Origin of the sequence: Kribbella sp. NPDC048928, assembly GCF_043197975.1 — a bacterium.
In the GTDB taxonomy this organism is placed as follows: domain Bacteria; phylum Actinomycetota; class Actinomycetes; order Propionibacteriales; family Kribbellaceae; genus Kribbella.
Genome location: NZ_JBICUC010000012.1, coordinates 75,958 through 94,363, shown reverse-complemented (window position 1 = coordinate 94,363; position 18,406 = coordinate 75,958). Strand labels below are relative to the sequence as shown.

Annotated in this window: 17 protein-coding genes; 7 read left to right on the top strand and 10 right to left on the bottom strand. The window is 67.9% G+C overall.

Translation table 11 applies throughout. The annotated features are described in order from the left end of the window. Window positions 1–72: 72 nt before the first annotated feature. On the top strand, window positions 73–1,284 hold the full coding sequence (locus ACGFI6_RS38725) for an MFS transporter (protein WP_393127645.1): 1,212 nt from the start codon (window positions 73–75) through the stop codon (window positions 1,282–1,284). Continuing rightward, window positions 1,281–1,952: a hypothetical protein gene (locus tag ACGFI6_RS38720; RefSeq protein ID WP_393127644.1), complete on the top strand. Its 672-nt coding sequence runs from the start codon at window positions 1,281–1,283 to the stop codon at window positions 1,950–1,952. Before ACGFI6_RS38725 ends, ACGFI6_RS38720 begins: the two co-directional genes overlap by 4 nt. A 649-nt stretch (window positions 1,953–2,601) precedes the next feature. Here ACGFI6_RS38720 and ACGFI6_RS38715 read toward each other — a convergent pair. From ACGFI6_RS38715 to ACGFI6_RS38700, 4 genes are all read right to left on the bottom strand, one after another. Beyond that, entirely contained in the window at window positions 2,602–3,429 is an 828-nt protein-coding gene (locus tag ACGFI6_RS38715; protein ID WP_393127643.1) for a carbohydrate ABC transporter permease, read from the bottom strand. Beyond that, a complete protein-coding gene (locus ACGFI6_RS38710; RefSeq protein ID WP_393127642.1) occupies window positions 3,426–4,349 on the bottom strand; it encodes a carbohydrate ABC transporter permease in 924 nt (307 codons plus the stop codon). The genes ACGFI6_RS38715 and ACGFI6_RS38710 overlap by 4 nt, the downstream gene beginning before the upstream one ends. Window positions 4,350–4,377: 28 nt before the next feature. After that, the gene (locus tag ACGFI6_RS38705; protein WP_393127641.1) at window positions 4,378–5,778 is read right to left on the bottom strand and encodes an extracellular solute-binding protein; all 1,401 of its coding nucleotides are present in this window, start codon (window positions 5,776–5,778) and stop codon (window positions 4,378–4,380) included. 190 nt (window positions 5,779–5,968) lie between these two features. Further along, window positions 5,969–6,970, bottom strand: coding sequence for a hypothetical protein (locus tag ACGFI6_RS38700; protein WP_393127640.1), 1,002 nt, complete (start codon window positions 6,968–6,970; stop codon window positions 5,969–5,971). 108 nt (window positions 6,971–7,078) lie between these two features. Here ACGFI6_RS38700 and ACGFI6_RS38695 point away from each other — a divergent pair, with 108 nt between their 5' ends. From ACGFI6_RS38695 to ACGFI6_RS38685, 3 genes are all read left to right on the top strand, one after another. Then, on the top strand, window positions 7,079–7,675 hold the full coding sequence (locus ACGFI6_RS38695) for a TetR/AcrR family transcriptional regulator (RefSeq protein ID WP_393127639.1): 597 nt from the start codon (window positions 7,079–7,081) through the stop codon (window positions 7,673–7,675). Window positions 7,676–7,752: 77 nt separating this feature from the next. Next, a complete protein-coding gene (locus tag ACGFI6_RS38690; protein WP_393127638.1) occupies window positions 7,753–8,538 on the top strand; it encodes an ABC transporter ATP-binding protein in 786 nt (261 codons plus the stop codon). Continuing rightward, the gene (locus ACGFI6_RS38685) at window positions 8,535–11,000 is read left to right on the top strand and encodes an ABC transporter permease (protein ID WP_393127636.1); all 2,466 of its coding nucleotides are present in this window, start codon (window positions 8,535–8,537) and stop codon (window positions 10,998–11,000) included. Before ACGFI6_RS38690 ends, ACGFI6_RS38685 begins: the two co-directional genes overlap by 4 nt. Window positions 11,001–11,012: 12 nt before the next feature. Here ACGFI6_RS38685 and ACGFI6_RS38680 read toward each other — a convergent pair whose 3' ends face one another. Then, window positions 11,013–11,633, bottom strand: a complete 621-nt coding sequence (locus ACGFI6_RS38680; protein WP_393127635.1) for an NADPH-dependent FMN reductase — start codon at window positions 11,631–11,633, stop codon at window positions 11,013–11,015. Window positions 11,634–11,760: 127 nt separating this feature from the next. On the opposite strand from ACGFI6_RS38680, the gene ACGFI6_RS38675 reads away from it, so the two are divergent. Beyond that, window positions 11,761–12,507 (top strand): 6-phosphogluconolactonase, encoded by a 747-nt coding sequence (locus ACGFI6_RS38675; protein ID WP_393127634.1) that lies wholly within the window; start codon window positions 11,761–11,763, stop codon window positions 12,505–12,507. Here ACGFI6_RS38675 and ACGFI6_RS38670 read toward each other — a convergent pair. Further along, on the bottom strand, window positions 12,487–13,242 hold the full coding sequence (locus ACGFI6_RS38670; protein ID WP_393127632.1) for an SDR family NAD(P)-dependent oxidoreductase: 756 nt from the start codon (window positions 13,240–13,242) through the stop codon (window positions 12,487–12,489). The genes ACGFI6_RS38675 and ACGFI6_RS38670 overlap by 21 nt on opposite strands. A 33-nt stretch (window positions 13,243–13,275) precedes the next feature. Between ACGFI6_RS38670 and ACGFI6_RS38665 the strand changes: the two genes are divergently transcribed. Then, entirely contained in the window at window positions 13,276–13,836 is a 561-nt protein-coding gene (locus ACGFI6_RS38665; protein ID WP_393127631.1) for a TetR/AcrR family transcriptional regulator, read from the top strand. On the opposite strand, the gene ACGFI6_RS38660 is transcribed toward ACGFI6_RS38665, so the two are convergent. From ACGFI6_RS38660 to ACGFI6_RS38645, 4 genes are read right to left on the bottom strand one after another with little or no spacing between them, the layout of a single operon-like run. Continuing rightward, the gene (locus ACGFI6_RS38660; protein ID WP_393127630.1) at window positions 13,824–14,180 is read right to left on the bottom strand and encodes a VOC family protein; all 357 of its coding nucleotides are present in this window, start codon (window positions 14,178–14,180) and stop codon (window positions 13,824–13,826) included. The two genes, ACGFI6_RS38665 and ACGFI6_RS38660, sit on opposite strands and share 13 nt — an antisense overlap. A 3-nt stretch (window positions 14,181–14,183) precedes the next feature. Continuing rightward, the gene (locus ACGFI6_RS38655; protein ID WP_393127629.1) at window positions 14,184–14,999 is read right to left on the bottom strand and encodes a MerR family transcriptional regulator; all 816 of its coding nucleotides are present in this window, start codon (window positions 14,997–14,999) and stop codon (window positions 14,184–14,186) included. Window positions 15,000–15,048: 49 nt separating this feature from the next. Continuing rightward, window positions 15,049–16,425 carry a ricin-type beta-trefoil lectin domain protein gene (locus ACGFI6_RS38650; RefSeq protein ID WP_393127628.1) on the bottom strand — a complete coding sequence of 459 codons (1,377 nt, stop codon included), beginning with the start codon at window positions 16,423–16,425 and terminating at the stop codon, window positions 15,049–15,051. Then, on the bottom strand, window positions 16,425–18,287 hold the full coding sequence (locus ACGFI6_RS38645) for a ricin-type beta-trefoil lectin domain protein (RefSeq protein WP_393127627.1): 1,863 nt from the start codon (window positions 18,285–18,287) through the stop codon (window positions 16,425–16,427). The genes ACGFI6_RS38650 and ACGFI6_RS38645 overlap by 1 nt, the downstream gene beginning before the upstream one ends. Window positions 18,288–18,406: the final 119 nt, after the last annotated feature.

The window sequence follows — 18,406 nt, the reverse complement described above, 5'->3', positions numbered from 1 at the left end:
CCGTACCCTCGGGCAGGCTCGGCCGGTACTCGTGTCGAGTAAGCTCGGCGGGCTCGAAGGAGGGGTACAGGGGTGGGGTTCCGGCAAGATCTGGCTGTCCTGCGGCATCGTGACGTGCGGGTGTTCGTGTCCGCGCGGTTCATCTCGATCCTCGGATCGTCGATCGCACCGGTCGCGCTGGTGTTCGCCGTACTGGACGTCGCGCACTCGGCGAGCGCGGTCGGGACGGTGCTCGCGGCGCGGAGCATCCCGAACATCGTGTTCCTGCTGCTCGGCGGCGTGATCGCCGACCGGCTGCCACGGCATCTTGTCCTGGTCACCGCCAACACGGTCAGCGGACTCACGCAGGGCCTGGCCGCGACCCTGATCCTGACCGGGCACGCCACCATCTGGCAACTGGCCTCGATCGAGGCGGTGAACGGGATCGCGTCGGCGTTCGTGATGCCCGCGATGACCGGGATCCTGCCGTCGATCGTGGACCGGGCCGAACTCCCGCAGGCGAACGCGATCGCCGGGTTCGCGCGCTCGTCCGCGATGATCGGCGGCGGCGCGGTCGCCGGTGTGATCGTCGGGCTGACGGGTCCCGGGATCGGGCTCGCGGTGGACGGCGTGACGTTCCTGATCGGCGCGTTCCTGCTGTCCAGGCTGTCGATCCCGCGGATCGAGCGGGCCGCGAGTTCGGTGCTGACCGACCTGCGCGAGGGCTGGCACGAGTTCGCGTCCCGGCAGTGGGTATGGGTGATCGTGCTCGCGTTCGGGCTGCTGAACCTGCTCTACACGGCCTGCTACCAGGTGCTCGGTCCGGTGATCGCGGATCGCACCTTCGGACGTACCGGATGGGGTGTCGTGAGCGCCTGCTTCGGAGCCGGACTCGTTGCCAGCGGCATCATCATGCTGCGGCTCAAACCGCGTTACCCGTTGCGTACCGGGATGCTCGGCATCCTGCTCACCGTACCCGTGCTGCTGTGCCTGGCGCTTCTGCCACAGCTGTGGGCGATGGCGATCGGGGCGTTCCTGCTCGGCGTCGGCTTCGACATCTTCGGGATCAGCTGGGAGACCGCGCTCGGTCAGCACGTACCGATCGACAAGCTGTCGCGCGTGTCTTCGTACGACATGCTCGGCTCGTTCATCGCCGGCCCCGTCGGCCAACTCAGCGTCGGGTACGTCGCCGTCGCGATCAGCGCCCGGACTGTCGAACTGTGGGGCGCCGCGCTGTTCGTCGCGATCACCCTCGTCACCGTCGCCGTCCCCTCGGTCTGGAACCTGCGTAGGCTGGACACGTGAGCTCAATCGTCCCGGGACCCAAGAAGAAGCTCGAAGAAGACATCACGGCGGCCCGCGTCGGCGGCAAGCCGCTGGATGCGAGTGACCTCAACGCGTCCGCGCCCCGTCAGGAGAAGCTGACCGGCCTCGACGACTGGCCGGAGTCTCTCCGTACGGCAGTCGAAGCCGAACACGTCCGCGTCACCGCGCTGGACACCAACCGCCGCAAAACCGCCGACCGCGCCGTCGCGAACGTCACCGAATCCCTGGACGTACTCCTCGCCGAGATCGCCGACCGCCTAGGCAAACCGCGCCTGTTCGGCAAGTCCTCCCCCACCGCCGAGCCCACCCCCGAAGCCACCGCCCAAGCCGCGGAGCTCCTCGGCATCCCGGCCGCCGACCTAGACACCCCACCCGGCCGTGGCGATCACCGCACCGCGCTGCGCACCCTCAAACAACTCCGGGCCCAACTCAAAGACCTTGAGTCAACCCCGGACCACGACCGCCTGACCCGCCTCGCCACCTTCACCATCAACCTGGCCGTAGCCCTAGAAGCCACCCCCGGAACCACCCCGGCCCTGGCCCCACCAGCCCTGTCCCGCTACACCCAAGCCATCCCAACCCCCCTCTGGAACACCCCCTTCCCCGAAAAACTAACCACCTGGCAATCAACCAACCCCACCCCCTAACCACCGTCCACCGCTGAGCCGCCCACTCCGCAACCACCCACCGCCAACCCGCCAACCCCCCGAACCACCCACCGCTGACCCGCCGCCGCCCCGCCCCGAGGCAGACGCATCTCCCCCCAACACCGAGTCGCGCCAACCGGCCCCCACCACGATCGCCGACTCGTGCCGAATGGTTCTCGGGCTAATCGCCGACTCGTGGCATATGGTCCTGGGGGCGATCGCCGACTCGTGGACTCCGGTTCGTCATCACGGCGTGTCGCCAACCAAACCCCACGACTCAACGCACGACCACGTACGACGAGGGCCGGCGGGCGGAACGGAGCCGGCCAGAGCACGACGTACGAGCGGGTGGTGGCGGGCGACGTACCCGCGGGGCTGGTGGATCGCCGAGTCGCGGCGAATGGTTCTGGGTGGGGCGAGTCGTGGATTGTGGTCAGGTTTCGGCGCCAATTCTCACGACTCGACGGCGCTGGATCATCCGACCACCTCGACCGCCCGGAACAGCCCACCCGTGGCGTCGAGTCGTGGCGAATGGTTCTGGGGGTGGGGGTTGAGTCGTGGATTGTGGTTGATGGGTGGGGCGTGTCGCCGACCAATTCTCACGACTCGACGCACGACGACCACCGGCGGTGGGGGGCGGGGTGAGGGGTTAGCCCTTGATGGCTCCGCCAAGGGCGAAGGCTCCGCCTAGTTTGCGGGAGAGGAGTAGGTAGAGGAGGAGTACGGGGGTGGTGTAGATGAGGGAGTACGCCGCCAGCTGGCCGTAGTTCGGTTCGCCGTACTGGCCGAAGAAGGTGAAGATGCTGACGGAGGCCGGCAGCCGTTCGGGTGAGAGCAGCAGCATGAACGGGACGAAGAAGTTGCCCCACATGCCGATGAACGTGAAGATCAGCACGACCGCGATCCCCGGCCACATCAGCGGCAGCACGATCGCCCACAGTGCGCGCATGTTGCCGGCGCCGTCGACCCAGGCAGCTTCCTCGAGCGACAGTGGTACGCCGTCCATGAACGTCTTGGTCAGCCAGATCGCGAACGGCAGCGCGCTGGTCGCCATGAACATGATGGTGCCACCAATGGTGTCGACCAGGTTCAGCTGGACGAACAGCCCGTACACCGGCACCATCACCGCGGTGATCGGCAGCCCCGTACAGAACAGCACCGTCAGCAGGAACGGCCGGTTGAACCGGGTCCGGAACCTCGACAGCGGGTACGCCGCGAGCACCGCGCACACCATCGTCAGCAGCGCGGCACCACCGCACAGGATGATGCCGTTCAGCACCGGGCGGTACGTGGTGTCGGTGTTCAGCACCGCCTTGAAGTTCCCGAGTGTCGGATGCGTCGGGAACTCGACCCGCAGCCCCGCCGTCCGGTTGATCGACGCGAACAGCACCCACAGCAACGGCAGGACAAAAAGGATGCCGATGGCAAGCAGCACCAGGTTCGACGCCAGCTTGCTCATCCGGTCCCGCGCAATCATGCTGCCTCCGTGTTCAGGCCACGCAGGTAGATCAGCGAGAAGATCGCGCCGATGGCCAGCATCACCAGGGCGATCGCTGTGCCGTAGCCGATCTGGGAGAAACTGAACGCCTGCTCGTACATGTACAGCGGCAGCGTCTGGCTCTTGGTTCCGGGGCCGCCGCGGGTCATCGCGAAGATCAGGCCGAACACGCTCAGCGTCTGCAGCGTGATCAGCATCAGGTTGGTCATGATCGCGCGGGTGATCATCGGCAGCGTCACGAACGCCAGCCGCCGCCAGCCGCCCGCGCCGTCCATCTCGGCGGACTCCTCGATCTCCTTGGGGATCTCGCTCAGAGCCGCGGAGTACACCAGCATCGAGAACGCCGTACCGCGCCAGATGTTGGCCAGCGACACCGCGATGATCGGTGCCGCGTACAACCAGTCCTGGCCGGGCAGGCCGACCGCGTGCAGCATCACGTTCAGCGTGCCGTCGTCGTTGAAGAACGCGCTCAGCAGGTACGCCGCGACGACCTCGGGCAGCACCCACGCGCCGATCACGGACGTACCGACGAAGTTGCGGACCACCTTGGTGGAGCGCCGCATCAGCAGCGACAGGCCGAGACCGAGGGTGTTCTGCCCGATGATCGCGGAGATCAGCGTGAAGACCAGCGTCAGCCAGATCGAGTTCGTGAACGCGCTGCTGCTGAAGGCTTTCCGGAAGTTCTCCAGGCCGATGAACTTCACGTGCGCCGCACCGGTGCCGGTGAGCGCCATGTTCGTGAACGCGGCGTACACGCAGTAGATGATCGGGCCGGCCAGGAAGACCAGCATCAGTACGATGGCCGGCGAGAGCGGCAGCATCCGTACCAGTTTGGCCGCCCGCGGCCGGCCGCTCTTTCGAGCGGACGCGGCCGCGGTCGGCGCGACAGTCGTCGTCACAGGGGAGAATCCTCCGTCGGGCCGGGAACTACTGGCCGGTGCTCTGCGTCGTCGTCTTGTCCTTGCCGCCGACGACACCCTCGACCGCCTGGTCGTAGTTCTTGGCGGCGTCGTCGGGCTTGGTCTGCCCGGTCATCACCGACTCCATCGCGGTGATGATCTCGTTGGAGACCTTCGGGTACTCCGGCAGCGCCGGGCGGTACACGGTCACCGAGACCAGGTCGGTGAAGAACTTGGTGCTCGCCGAGGAGGCCTTGTACGCGGCGTCCGAGGCGACGTCCTTGCGGACCGCGATCTGGGCGCCGTCGGTGGCGTACTTGGCCGCGTTCTTCTGCGTCTGCAGGGTCTTGATGAAGTCCCAGGCCGCGTCGGCGTTCTTCGACTTGGCCGGGATCGCCCAGGTCCAGCCGCCGGAGAGGCTGACCTTGCCCTTGCCGCCACCATCCTGGGTCGGCATCGCGGTCTGGCCGAGCACCTGGCTCCACTGCGGCCACGGCTTGGCGCCGGACTTCAGCCAGTTGCTGTAGATCCAGGAGCCGTCCAGGTCGATCGCGAGCTTGCCCTGCGGCAGCAGCTCGGTGCCGACCTTGCTGCCCATGTTCGGGCTGAGCGCGTCCTTCGGGGACGGGGCCAGGCCCTCGGAGAAGACGGTCTTGACAAAGTTCAGCGAGTCCTTGAAGCCCTGGCTGCCGACGACCCACTTCTTCTGGTCGTAGTTGTACAGGGTGTCCTTGGTGCCGTAGAGCAGCATCTCGAAGCCCTGCATGGCCGAGGCCTCGCCCATCGGCTTGCCGGAGTACATGTTGAACGGGGTCACGCCCGGCACCTTCTGCTTGATGGTGCGCGCGGCGCTCAGCACGTCGTCCCAGCTCTTCGGCTGCCAGTCGACCGGCAGACCGGCCTTCTTGAAGATGTCCTTGTTGTACCAGAGTGCCCTGGTGTCGGTGCCGTCCGGGACGCCGTACGTCTTGCCGTCCTGACCGCGCGCCGCGCCCTTGGCGGTGTCCTCGAACTGGCCCCACTGGTCCCAGTCCTTGATGTAGTCGTCGAGCGGCTTCAGGTACCCCGCGGTGATGTCGGAGTTGATCAGGAAGGTGTCCTCGTAGATGATGTCCGGCGCGGTGTTCGGCGACCGCATCATCAACTGGATCTTGGTGTAGTAGTCGTTCTCACTCGCAACGACCGGAACGATCTCGACCTGGGATCCCGGGTGCGCGGCCTCGTACTCGGACTTCACACCGGCCAGGAACGTCTTCATCACGACGCCCGGACCCCACTGCTGGTACGCGATCTTGATGTGCGCGGGACCGGAGCTCTGCGAGCTGCCGGCTTCCGGCTGCTTGGTCGTCGACCCTTGGCTGCAGGCCGTGACCGCCAGCAGCAGCGCGCTTGCCACGGCCGCCAGCTTGAAACGTTTCCTAACCATCATCCGGTCCACCTTCGGGGGCAATCGTTGTCATCCCGGTACCACGGCCCAAACCTGCGGGCTTTCCCGTGACCGTAGGAGTCCGCTTCGACCTAAGTCAATGCTTGACAGACAACGTTGTCGAAGCCGTGCCGTGGTACGCGGTGACCGGAACGTAACGATCCGGTCACCGCGTTGCCATACCCCCACTTTGTCAGGCTGCGACCGCTCGTGCCTCGTGGCGGGCGGGTACTGCACGCCCCCGGCCGCGCAGTGCGCCGACGCCGCAGAGCAGTAGTCCGAGGAGCAACCAGCAGCCCAGTACGACGAGTGGCCGCGCGGCGCCCGCGCCGTCGAAGAAGCTGACGGAGCGCAACGCCGTACCGGCTGCTCCTGGTGGCAGGAACTGCCCCAGCGTGCTCCAGCCGCCCGGCAGCATCTCGGGGGCACTGGTCATCCCGGAGAGCGGGTTGCCGAGCAGCATCATCACCGCACCGCCGAGCGCGAGGCCTGCCGTACCGAGCAACCACTCGAGACCGAGCAGCGTGAGACTGATGGCGGCGATCGACATCGCGATCACCCCGGCGTTGCCGAGGTAGCTGCCCTCGAACGAGCCCAGCCAGTACTGCAGTACGGCAGCCAGCGCGAGCCCACCGGTAGCGGCGAAGGTGATCGCACCGATCATCCGCTTCGCACCCGCCCGTACGAGCTGGGTCAACGCACCGGCCGCGATGATCCCGCCCAGAACGAGCGGCAACGCGCCCGCCGCCAGACCGGCGCCGCGAGGATCGTCCTTCGGCAGCGGCACGATGTCGGTGACCTTCGCCGGGCTGTCCGGGTGGATGCGAGCGGCCAACTGGGTCAGCACCTGCGCCACGGCCGGGCTGCCGGCAGATGCGGTCAGCACCTCGGGTTGCGCAGCGTCCAGCACGATCGCCCCGTACGCGTCCCGGTCCTCGATCCGCTGGACCGCCGCCTGCCGATCGGGGACGGCGGTGATGTCGAACCCACCAGGAATCGCCTGGTCGAGACTCGCCTCGACCTGCGCGAGCGCGGGTGCCGGACCGGAGACGGCGATCGGGAGATCGCGCGGTTCGGAGCGCGCGGACGGCCAGGCGAACGCGATCAGGAACACCGTGAGCACCGCGGTCAGCAGCGTGATCACGGCGATCAGGGGCGGCCGGCGACGCTCGGCCGCGTGCGCCTCAGTAGTCATGGGGATCTCCCTCGGGCATTAAAACCGAATGATCGTTCTTTATCGGTTCCGAGCCTGGCAACGGGCCGCCGACTTGTCAAGAACGGACATTCGTTTTATGTTGCGGGAGTGCCCAAGGTCACCGAGGAACACCGGCTCGCCCGCCGCGCGCAGATCGTCGCGGCCGCGCGGACCTGCGTGATCGACGAGGGATTCCACAAGACGACGATGGCGGACGTGATCCGCGAGTCCGGGCTGTCCGCGGGCGCCGTCTACGGGTACTTCAGGAGCAAGGAGGAGATCGTCGCCGCGATCGCGGAGGACGCGCTCAGCAGCGTCGACGAACTCTTCGAGAAGATCCTCGCCACCGAGCAGCCGCTGACCCCGCTGGCCGCGCTCGAGGCCACCATCGAGCACGTGGTGGTGATCGCGCAGCGACCCGGCGGCGACGTCACCCGGGTCGCGGTTCAGGCCTGGTCCGAGGCGCTGCGCAACGACGCGATCCGCGAGGTCGCACGCGGCAAGTACTGCGGGCTCCGCAACGGCTTCCTGGAGATCGCCCGCCGCGCGCAGGCCGACGGCACGGTCGACGCGGACGTGCCGCCCGAGGACGTGGCGGCGGTGATGTTCGGGATGATCCCGGGCTTCGTCCTGCAGCGCCTGCTGATCGGCGACGTCTCCCCCGCCACCTACAAGGCCGGCCTTCGCGCCCTCTTGCGTCCGTAGGGGGTGGAGTTTCACCCACCACGGTCGGCGGGTCAGCACCCTGGGGCGGTCTCTCGTTCCTCCGTAGCGTCGGCGGCATGAGGAAACGCAGGCAGGAAGCAGTCGACGGGACCGGGTACTCGGTCGTCCTGCACGAGGTACGACGGGTCTACGGCCGGGGCGGGAACGCCGTCACCGCGCTGAACGGGATCTCGATGAAGTTCGCGCCGGGCACCTTCACCGCGGTGATGGGTCCGTCCGGGTCGGGCAAGAGCACGTTCCTGCACTGCGCCGCGGGGCTCGACCGCCCGACGTCCGGCAGCGTGCACATCGACGGCCAGCCGCTGGCCGGGCTGAGCGAACGCAAGCTGACGGAGCTGCGCCGGGAGCGGATCGGGTTCGTCTTCCAGTCCTTCAATCTGCTGCCCACCCTGACCGTCTGGCAGAACGTCTGCCTGCCGCAGGAGCTCGACGGCCGGCGTCCGAACAAGGCTGCCGTACGTCAGGTCCTGGAGCGCGTCGGCCTCGGCGACCGGTACAAGCACCGCCCGGGCGAGCTGTCCGGCGGCCAGCAGCAGCGGGTCGCAATCGCCCGCGCGCTCGTCGCCCGCCCCGCGGTGATCTTCGCGGACGAGCCGACCGGTGCGCTCGACACGCAGACCGCTGCCGACGTACTCGAACTGCTTCGCGAGCCGGTACGGACCCAGGGCCAGACGGTCGTGATGGTCACGCACGATCCGGTCGCGGCGTCGTACGCGGACCAGGTCGTCTTCCTCGCCGACGGTGTCCTGGCCGGCAGCCTGAGCGCTCCGACCGCCGAGCAGGTCGCGGACCGGATGACGCACCTCGGCGCGCGCTCCAACCTGCAGGTGATGGCGGGATGATGCGCCTCGCCGTCCGCACCTTGCGCTACCGCAAGAGCGGATTCATCGCCACGTTCGTCGCGGTCGTCTTCGGTACGGCGATCGTGATGGCCTGTGGTGGCCTGCTCGAGACCGGCATCCGCTCGAACGTCGAGCCGCAGCGCCTGGCCGCGACCTCCCTGGTCGTCACCGGCAAACAGTCCCACCTCCGCCCCGGCCAAGAAGACGCAACCCCACTCCCAGAACGCGTCGGCGTCCCGATCGATCTGCTCTCCAAGATCCGCTCCACCAAAGGCGTAACCTCCGCAACCCCCGACTACACCTTCCCCGCGATGGCGCCGTCCGTTGCCGAGGGCCACAACTGGTCCTCGGCCGCGCTTGCCCCTTACCGCCTCAGTACCGGACACGCCCCGCGGTCCGGCCAGGTCGTGGTTTCGAGCGGCAAAGTAGGTCAGCGCCTGACGTTCCTGATCAACGGTGAGGCACGAACCTTCACTGTCAGCGGCATCGCCACCGCCGCCGCCGGACATGCCTTCTTCAACGACCGCGACGCCGCGCGTCTGGTCAAGAATCCGGACCGGTATGCCGACATCGGCGTACAAGTTGCCCCCGGCACCGACCTGGACGTGGTCCAGAAAGCACTGCAGGCGATCGACGGCAACCTGACCGTCCGCGCGGGCATCGACCGCGGCCTGGCCGAGCACCCGGACGCCGAGTCGCACAAGACCGCACTGATCGCGGTCGCCGGCTCGTTCGGTGGGATCGCGACGATGACGATGATGTTCGTGGTCGCCTCCACGCTGGCACTGGCCGCGCAGCAGCGCGACCGCGAGTTCGCGTTGCTCCGCGGGATCGGTACGACGCCGGGCCAGGTCCGGCGGATGATCCTCGGCGAGACGATGCTGGTGTGTCTGCCGGCCGTCGCCGTCGGGTTGCTGCCGGGTATCTTCCTCGGCCGTTTCCTGTTCGACCAACTCGGCTCGCACGGGGTTGCGTCTTCGGTGATCCAGTTCTCCCAGGGCTGGATCCCGTTCGTCGCCGGTGCCGGTGCCGGGATCCTCGCGGCCGTCGGCGCGGCGCTGATCGCGGCGCGCAAGTCGGCGAAGATCCGGCCGGTCGAGGCGCTGATGGAGGCGTCGTTGCAGCGCAAGTGGTTCAGCTGGATCCGCTTGCTGTTCGGGCTCATCGCCCTCGGCGGCGGACTGGCGTTGCTGATCGTCACCGCCACGGTGATGAGCGGACCGCTCGCCGCCTCGACCGCAGGCCCGTCGGTACTGTGCTGGGCGATCGGCGTCGCGCTGCTCGGACCGTTCTGGACGAAGCTCGTGCTGGCGTTCTGGCGCTGGCCGGTGCAGGCCCTGACCCGGGTCAGCGGCCGGCTCGCGATCCGCAACCTCTCGGCCCGTTCGGTCGCGCTGTCGGCGGCCGTCGTACCGGTGATGCTTGCCGTCGGCATCTCGACCTCCAACCTGTACATGCAGACCACGCAGGTGCATGCGTCCTCGGAGGCATTCACCCGCGACCTGCGAGCCGACGCCGTACTGGTGTCGGACGCCGGCCTCTCCCCCGCACTCGTCGACCAGGTCCGGGCGCTGCCCGGCGTGGCGAGCGCCTCGGCGTACGTCCGCAGTATGGGAGCGGTCGACGACCCGCGCAACGCTCCGTTCGACGAGGACGGCGCGCCGGTGGTCGGCGTGGATGCGCAGGGTGCCGACGGTACGGCGCCGGTACGGCTGACGGGCGGATCGCTGGCCGGCCTGACCGGGATGACGGCCGCGATCCCGGAGTACATGGCGAGCAAGACGGGCCGTGGCGTCGGATCGGACATCACGATGACGCTGGGCGACGGCGCGTCGGTGAAGCTGCACGTGGTTGCGACGTTCGCCGCCGAGCGCGGGTACGAGACGATCATGTTGCCGGCCGCACTCGTCGCAGCACACACGACGGACGGGCTCACGAAGCAGGTCCTGGTCCGCGCGGCGCCCGGCGCCGACGTACAGCCAGGTTTGGCGAAGCTCGCCGCGGCACACCCGAGTGTCCAGGTCTCCGATCGCAGCGCCCTGGTCGCCACGAACGTCGAGGACCTGCAGACGCAGGCGTGGGTCAACTACATGCTCGTCGGAATGCTGATCATGTACACCGCGGTCTCGGTGGTAAACACGCTCGTGTCGACCACACTGCGCCGCCGCCGCGAGTTCGCACTGCAACGGTTGACCGGCTCCACGCGCTTTCAGGTCCTGCGGATGCTGACCACCGAGAGCACGCTGGTCACACTGACCGGCATCACCCTCGGAACCCTGGTAGCGTTCGCCTGCCTGATGCCCTTCTCCTCGAAGGTCTCCGGCAGCGCCGTCCCGACCGGACCGATCTGGATCTACCTGGCCATCGCCGGCGCCGCGGCCGTGCTCACCTTCGCCTCTACGCTCATTCCGGGCACCGCGGCTCTCCGGCAGCCGCCGACCCAGCCGACGTACACGGACTGACAGACAGCCGGCCTACCGCGCAGGGGTTGGTTCGGCTACGGGTTGGAGGGCGATGGTGGTTGCCTGGACGGTCGGCGCGTGGTCGCGGATCCAGCCGGAGACGACGACCTGGAGGTCCTCCAGGTCGCGTTCCTCGAGGATAACGCCGGGGACCGGGACGGTGGCGCCGAGCTCGGCGAGGACCGGGCGGAGGTGATGGTCGGCCAGGAGTTTGTGGCTCGGCGCCGCGGAGATCGTGACCGGAATGACCACGGAGCCTGCCAGCGCGGCGGGACGCAGTACGTCCAGGAAGCTCTTCAGGAGGCCCGTGTAGCTGCCCTTGTAGACCGGCGTCGCGACCACGATCACCGATGCCGACGACACCAGGTCGATCGCACTCTCCAGCGCTGCGTGCGGCTCGGCACCCGCCTGTTCGCCCTGGAAGATCGCCGGGGCGAACGTCACCAGGTCGATCAGCTCGTCGATCCGGTACGGCGTACCGAGCTCGGAGGCGAGCAGCTCGGCGACCGACGCCGCGGCGGCCGCCGTCCGCGAACCGGCTCGCGGATTACCGACCACGGTGACCACGGACTGCGGCCACACCGGCAACTGCACTGCAGCCCCGACTCCACCCTGCGACTCTGACCCGACCATCTGACCCATCTCCTGAAACCTCGGCGGCAACTCCCTCGAGCAGCGTAGTCAAAGTCGAGCCCTGTACTGGACTTTCTCAGAATCCGAACAGACCGCGGGATCGGGTGAGTTGTGCGAGGGTTCTTGCATGACTGTTGAGCATGCTCCGCGGGTCAGCATCGCCGCGAGCCGTGAGGGACTCGGCCGCGCCGCCGCCACCGAAGCCGCCGGCCGGCTCCGGAAGGCCATTGCGACGACCGGGCGGGCCCGGGTCATGCTGGCCGCCGCGCCGAGCCAGACCGAGACCCTCGCCGCGCTCGCGGTCGCGCCGGACCTCGACTGGAGCCACGTCGAGGCCTTCCACATGGACGAGTACGTCGGCCTCAACGCGGACGCCCCGCAGGCGTTCCGGAACTGGTTGCGCCGGAGCTTCCTGGACAAGGTGCCGCAGGCAACGTTCCACTCGATGGACCCGGGCGATGCGCCGGACACGGCTGCCCGCGCCTACGCGGAGCTGATGGGCGACGAGCCCTTCGACCTCGTACTGTTCGGCCTCGGCGTGAACGGCCATCTGGCCTTCAACGACCCGCCGGCCGACTTCGAGGACCCGCTGTCGGTGAAGCTCGTCGCGCTCGACGAGACCAGCCGCCGGCAGCAGGTCGACGAGGGCAACTTCCCCGGTATGGACGACGTACCCACGCACGCGATCACCGTCACGATCCCCCGCCTGCTGAACGCCGACACCCTGATCGGCTCGGTCCCCGGTGCGGTCAAACGGCAGGCCGTCCACGACACCCTGACCCAGCCCATCGGCCCCGATCATCCCGGTACGGCGTTGCGCACCCACGCCGACGTACAGCTCTACCTCGATGTCCTAGCCGACCCCAAGGTGTAGGCCGCCGGACGCGTCCACGACCTGGCCGGTGATCCACCGCGCCGCCGGGGACGCCAGGAACGCGACCGCCTCCGCCACATCCTCACCACTGCCCAACCGGCCGAGCGCGGTCTGCCCGACGATCAGCTCGGTCAGCCCGGGGGTCTCGAAGAACGCGCCGTTCGCCTCGGTCCGGGTCGCGCCGGGTGCGACGGCGTTCACGGTGACGCCGCGCGCGCCGAGCTCCTGCGCCAACGTACGCGTCATCGTCTCGAGCGCTCCCTTGGTCATCGCGAACGAGGTCTGCACCGGGTTCGCCATCCGGGTCGCGACGGACGAGATCGACACGATCCGCCCGTCGTCCGCGAGCACCGGAAGCAGCCGCTGGATCAGGAAGTACGGCGCCCGCACGTTCACTGCCATCAGGCGATCGAACGCCGCCTCGGTGTCCGTACCGATCGGGCCGGCCGGCTGCGCCGCGGCGTTATTCACGAGCACGTCCAGCCGCCGGCCGGCCAGGCCGACCGACAACTGCTCGTGCACCTCGTCCGCGTCGCCGTGCACGCCGAGCTCGGCGCCGATCACGAACCCACGACCGCCGATCCGTGCCAGCGTCTCCTCCGCGCCGGCCTTGTCCCGGTGATAGTGCACCGCGACCTCGGCGCCGGCCGCGGCGAGCCGCTCCGCGATCGCCCGCCCGATGCCACGGGACGCACCGGTCACCAACGCCACCCGGCCACTCATACTGTCGGTCATGTTAGAAACTATCATGATGTTAGTATCTATCACATGAACTCGAGGGACCGCCAGCGCGCCGACACCCGGCACCGCATCCAGCGGCAGGCCCTGCGCCTGTTCACCGATCACGGGTACGACGCGACCACGGTGAACGATGTCGCCGACGCGGCCGGCGTCTCCGCGATGACCGTCTACCGGAACTTCCCCACCAAGGAAGACCTGGTCCTGTACGACAACTTCGACCAGTTGACCGCGGCCACCATCGCGGAGCTCCCGGCGACGGGCTCGCTCACGGACCGGTTCGGCCGTACGGCGCTGACCATCCTCGACCTGGTCTCCACGAACGAGCACGACCTGCTGCTCACCCGACTCCAGTTGATGATCTCGACGCCCGCGCTGCAGGCCCGCCACCTGGACAGCCAGTTCCGCCTGCAAGAGGCGTTCGTCAGCGCAGTCGACTCGTCACTCGAGTACGGCGCCCGCGCGGCCGCAAGCGCCGTACTCGGAGTCACCTACACCGCACTACTCCGCTGGGCCGCCGACAACGGCGAGCCCGACCTGCCGACTCTCTTCCGGGAGGCCTTCACTGCGGTGTTCGGTCACGCACCCTGAGCGTGCTCGGCAAGGTCGAAGACGTTGCCTTCGGGGTCCGCGAGCGTTATCCAGTGGGTGCCGTACTCGTTGTGCTCGTCGAGGCGCTTGGCGCCGAGATCGACGAGGCGATCGACCTCGGCCGACCAATCGGCGGTGGCCAGGTCGAGGTGCAGCCGGTTCTTGCCGTTGCGCGGCTCGGGGACCTGCAGGAACATCAGGGTCGGCCCGTTGCCGGTCTTGATGGTCGCGAAGAACTCGTTGGCCTCGCCATCGACCTCCGACGACAGCACACCGGCCCAGAAGGTCGCCAGAGACTTCGCGTTGGTGCAGTCGACGGCGATGTTCTCAAGGGTCACAGACATGGTTCAGCCTTTCAGGACAGGGATCTGCTGGATCGGCCAGCAGACTTCGGTTCGGTAGTCGGCCGGGTCGGGGACATCCCCCGGGCCGATGGGATACAGCTCACGGATCGGCCCGGGCGCGACCTCGCAGTACTCCGCGACATGACTGCCGAGCGCGCCGTACGTACGGTCGAAGTCGGTCATGTGGCCGGCGTGCACAGCGATCGCGAAGTACCCGCCGGGCAGATCGACGAGCTCGACGCCGTCGGCCGGCGGCTGGTCGAGCGGTACCGGGTGGAAGGCAACGACCTCGCCCTCGTCCTCGGTGAAGAACTCGTCGCTGTACGTCGCTCCCGACGTACCGCGGATGTCGGCGGTCACCCCGCCGAGGCGCCCGTAGGCGAACTCGCACCACGGCCCGATCTCGTCACGCAGCACCTGGCCACGGACACCGTACGCACGGAACGGCGGCACGAAGCGGTACTGGATGTCGAGCAGCGGCTGCCCGGGCGTGAGCAGCTCGCGGAGCGACGTGACCACGTCGCGGGTGTGCGCGAGCTCCTGCTCCATCCGCTCGAGATGCGTCCGGAGCGTCTCCTCGCGGGCCACGCCATCGCCCGCCTCGACGACGGCGCGGACGTCCGGCAACGGCATCCGCAACTCGCGGAGCCGGCGGATCAGCAGGGCGGTGTCCACCTGACTCGTCCCGTACCGCCGGTACCCGGAGCTCGAGTCCACGGAGACCGGCGCGAGCAGGCCGATCTCGTGGTAATGGTGCAGGGTCTTCACACTCAGGTGGGTGAGTCGCGAGAACTCACCCACCGTCACCGTTGCCGTCATGTGCACAAGCTTCCACCCTCCGGTAGCCGGAGGGTCAACCGCCGATGCCCTACCCCAGGTAGCGGCCGATCACCTTGGTGAAGTCCCAGGCGTTCTGGGGTACGCCGGAACAGGTGTCGTCGCCGGGGCCGCCGCTGCCGCACGGGCGGTCGCGGTTGACCGACCAGTACGTGAAGCGCGCCAGATGGTGCTGGGACGCGTACGCGAGGTTCGACTCGAAGTCCGACAGGTTGACGCGCTCACCGGCGTCGTCGGTCAGCCCGTTCATCGACGAGATGCCGATCTTGCGGTACGCCGCGTCGTCGCTCAGCCCGTACGCCGCCTTCACCTGGTTCTTCAGGCCGTCGGCTGCCTGCCGGGTCAGCGTACCCATGTTCGTCGTCCCACCGCCGAAGTCGAACGGCATGATCACCCAGCCGTCCAGGTTCAGCCCGGACGCCGCGCCGCGGTGGATCAGATCCTGACCGTCCCCGTCCGGCCCGCTCGTCGTGGTCCCGAAGGTCAGGTAGGTGGTGATGCCGGCGTTGTTCTGCTCGATGATCTTCAGCGCGTCGACGACCTTCTGCCGGACGGCCGGTTGCGCCATCTCCTGGTCCTCGATGTCGATGTCGATCGCCTTCAGCGACAGCGCGTTGATCACCTTCTGGTACGCCGCTGCCAGCTCGCTCGCCGTACCGCAACTCTGGCCGAGCTTGTTGCCGGACCAGCCGCCGATCGACACCACGACGTCGCCGCCGTTGGAGCGGATCGTGTTGATCGCCTGCTGGTCGGCGCCGCCGGTCAGCGGCCGGCCGCCGTCCCACTGCGGGTTGCAGTACCCGTTGGACAGGATGAACGCCATCGTGAACCACTTGACCCCAGTCGCGTTCATCACCGTCGCCGGGTTCGGCGGGTCACCCCAGCCTTCGTACAGGTACGGCGCCGCCGCCATCGGTGCCTCGCCGGCCGGCGGCGGTCCGTCGTCACCGGCCGGGACGTTCCACTTCTGGTTCGCTGCACCTGTGCAGCTCCACAGCTGCAGCGGCGTACTGTTCGCCGAGTTGTTGCCGGTGACATCGAGGCACTTGTTCGCCTGCGGATTGACCAGGTCTCTGCCACTCGTATAGGTCCATTGCTGAGCGGCGCTGCCGTTACACGTGTAGAGCTGGACCCGCGCACCGTTCGCCACCGAGCCGGCGTTCACATCCAGACACTTGCCCAGCGCTCGCACTGTGCCGTCACTGGACCGCGACCACTGCTGGGCGGCGGTCCCGTTGCAGTCGTACAACTGGACCGTCGTACCGTCTGCGGCGTTGGCGCCGGCGACGTCGGCACACTTACCGGCCAAGCCTGTGATCGTCCCGGTCGCCGCCTGCGCGGGCGCTGCCGTGATCAGCAGACCGCCACCAAGCGTCAGAGTCGCGGCCACTGCCGCTGCCCGGCGCATCAGACGTTCCACTTCTGATTCGCCGCGCCGGTGCAGCTCCACAGCTGCAGCGGAGTGCTGTTGGCGGAGATGTTGCCCGTGACATCGAGACACTTGTTCGCCTGCGGATTCACCAGATCTCTCCCACTCGTGTAGGTCCATTGCTGAGCGGCGCTGCCGTTACACGTGTAGAGCTGGACTCGGGCACCGTTCGCGACCGAGCCGGCATTGACGTCGAGGCACTTCCCGAGTGAGCGGATCGTCCCGTCACCAGGACGCTGCCACTGCTGCGCCGCCGTACCGTTGCAGTCGTACAGCTGAACCGCCGTACCGTCAGCGCTGTTGGCGCCGGCCACGTCCATGCACTTGCCGGCCAGCCCGGTGATCTGTCCGCCGCCGCCTCCACCGTCACCGCTCTGCGAACCGGACCAGGTGAAGGTCGCGGACGTCTGCGCCGGCAGCGTGTAGACGAAGGACTGCGAGCCCCAGTTCACCCGTACGGACTGCGAGCCGCCGGTGGTGTTGTACGCGATCAGGGCCTTCGAACCGTCCGGGTTCTTCCAGGCCACGTTCTTCACCGAGTTGTTCGCAGTGGAGTCGATCCGCAGCGCACCCGGCTTCACGAACTTGGTCAGGTGGCCCATCGTGTAGTACTCGACGGTCTTCGTGACCTGTCCGCGCTGGCCGTCGTTGCGGTGCACTGTGACGAGCCCGGTGCAGACGTTGCATCCGGAACCGACGTACGGCAGATGGTCCTCGTCGAGCGCGATGCCCCACTTGACCCACGACTTGTCCCAGTTGCGGGTGTAGTCGATCAGGTTGTTCATGTCCTCGGTCTGCTGGTTACCGATCCAGGTACCACCGGAGTGCTCGGTCATGTACGCGTTCACCGACGGGTACTGGTTGTGGATCTGGGTCTGCAGGTTCACGTCGCCGCCGTACCCGTGCCAGGCGATGCCGCCGAAGTTCGGGTCGTTGCGCAGCGTGGCGTCCGCGATCGGGACCGAACCGAGGTCGTTGTAGTTGCCCCAGTTGTAGTCGAGGATCAGCACCTTCGTGGTGAGCCCGGCGGCATGCAGCGCGGGCAGCAGGTTGTTCTTGGTGAACTCGAGCAGGCCGGAGCCGTTCCAGTTCATCGACGCGTACCCGGTGTTGTCGTTGCCGCAACAGGTCGGCTCGTTCTGCACCGAGATGTAGTCGATGTGGTTGCCCTGGGCCTCGTTCTGCTGCAGGTACTTCACGAAGTACTGGGCGTACATCGGCGCGTACTCCCACTTCAGCCAGCCGCGGTGGACGAAGTCGTTGTTGTCCTTCATCCACGCCGGTGCGCTCCACGGCGAACCCATCACCTTCAGGTTCGGGTTGAGCTGCCGGGCCTGCTTGGTGAGCGGTACGACGTCCGCCAGGTCGTGCTGGATGCTGAAGTCGTTCAGGTCGCAGCAGGTGTCGTCGTAGGAGTAGTTGAACCGGGCGAGGTCGGACGCGCCCATCGGGTTCCGGACGAACGACAGCCCGATCCCGTCGACCGGGTCGAACAGGTCCTTCATCACCTGGTCGCGGGTCGCGGCGGAGAGCACGTTGCTGCTGTTCAGCAGCCACGCCGAACTGTCGGCGAACGACGCGCCGCCGCCCTCGAAGGACTGGTAGGTCGTGTTCTCGTTGACCGTGACGGTCTGGTTGGCGGAGCCGCCGGCCGGACCGAAGTTCACCGGGGTCTGCTGCTGCAGCCCCCGGGTCACATTGCGGCCGCCGGAGTCGTTGGTGGTGGTCAGCCAGACGTTGACCTGCTCGCCGGCGGCCTGGGCCGGCTGGGCGGTGCCGATGCCGAGCCCGGCGCTCGCTGCACAGAGGGCAGCAACCAGGACAGGCAGAAGACGTTTCATGGGGCGGTTCTCCCTTGTCTCAAAGGAGTTCGGGGCGGTACCCGTTGCCGGCGTCTGCCCGCGCCGCAACAGGTGGTCAGCACGAGGTAACCATCCGTGCACACCGGTGTCAACGCGTG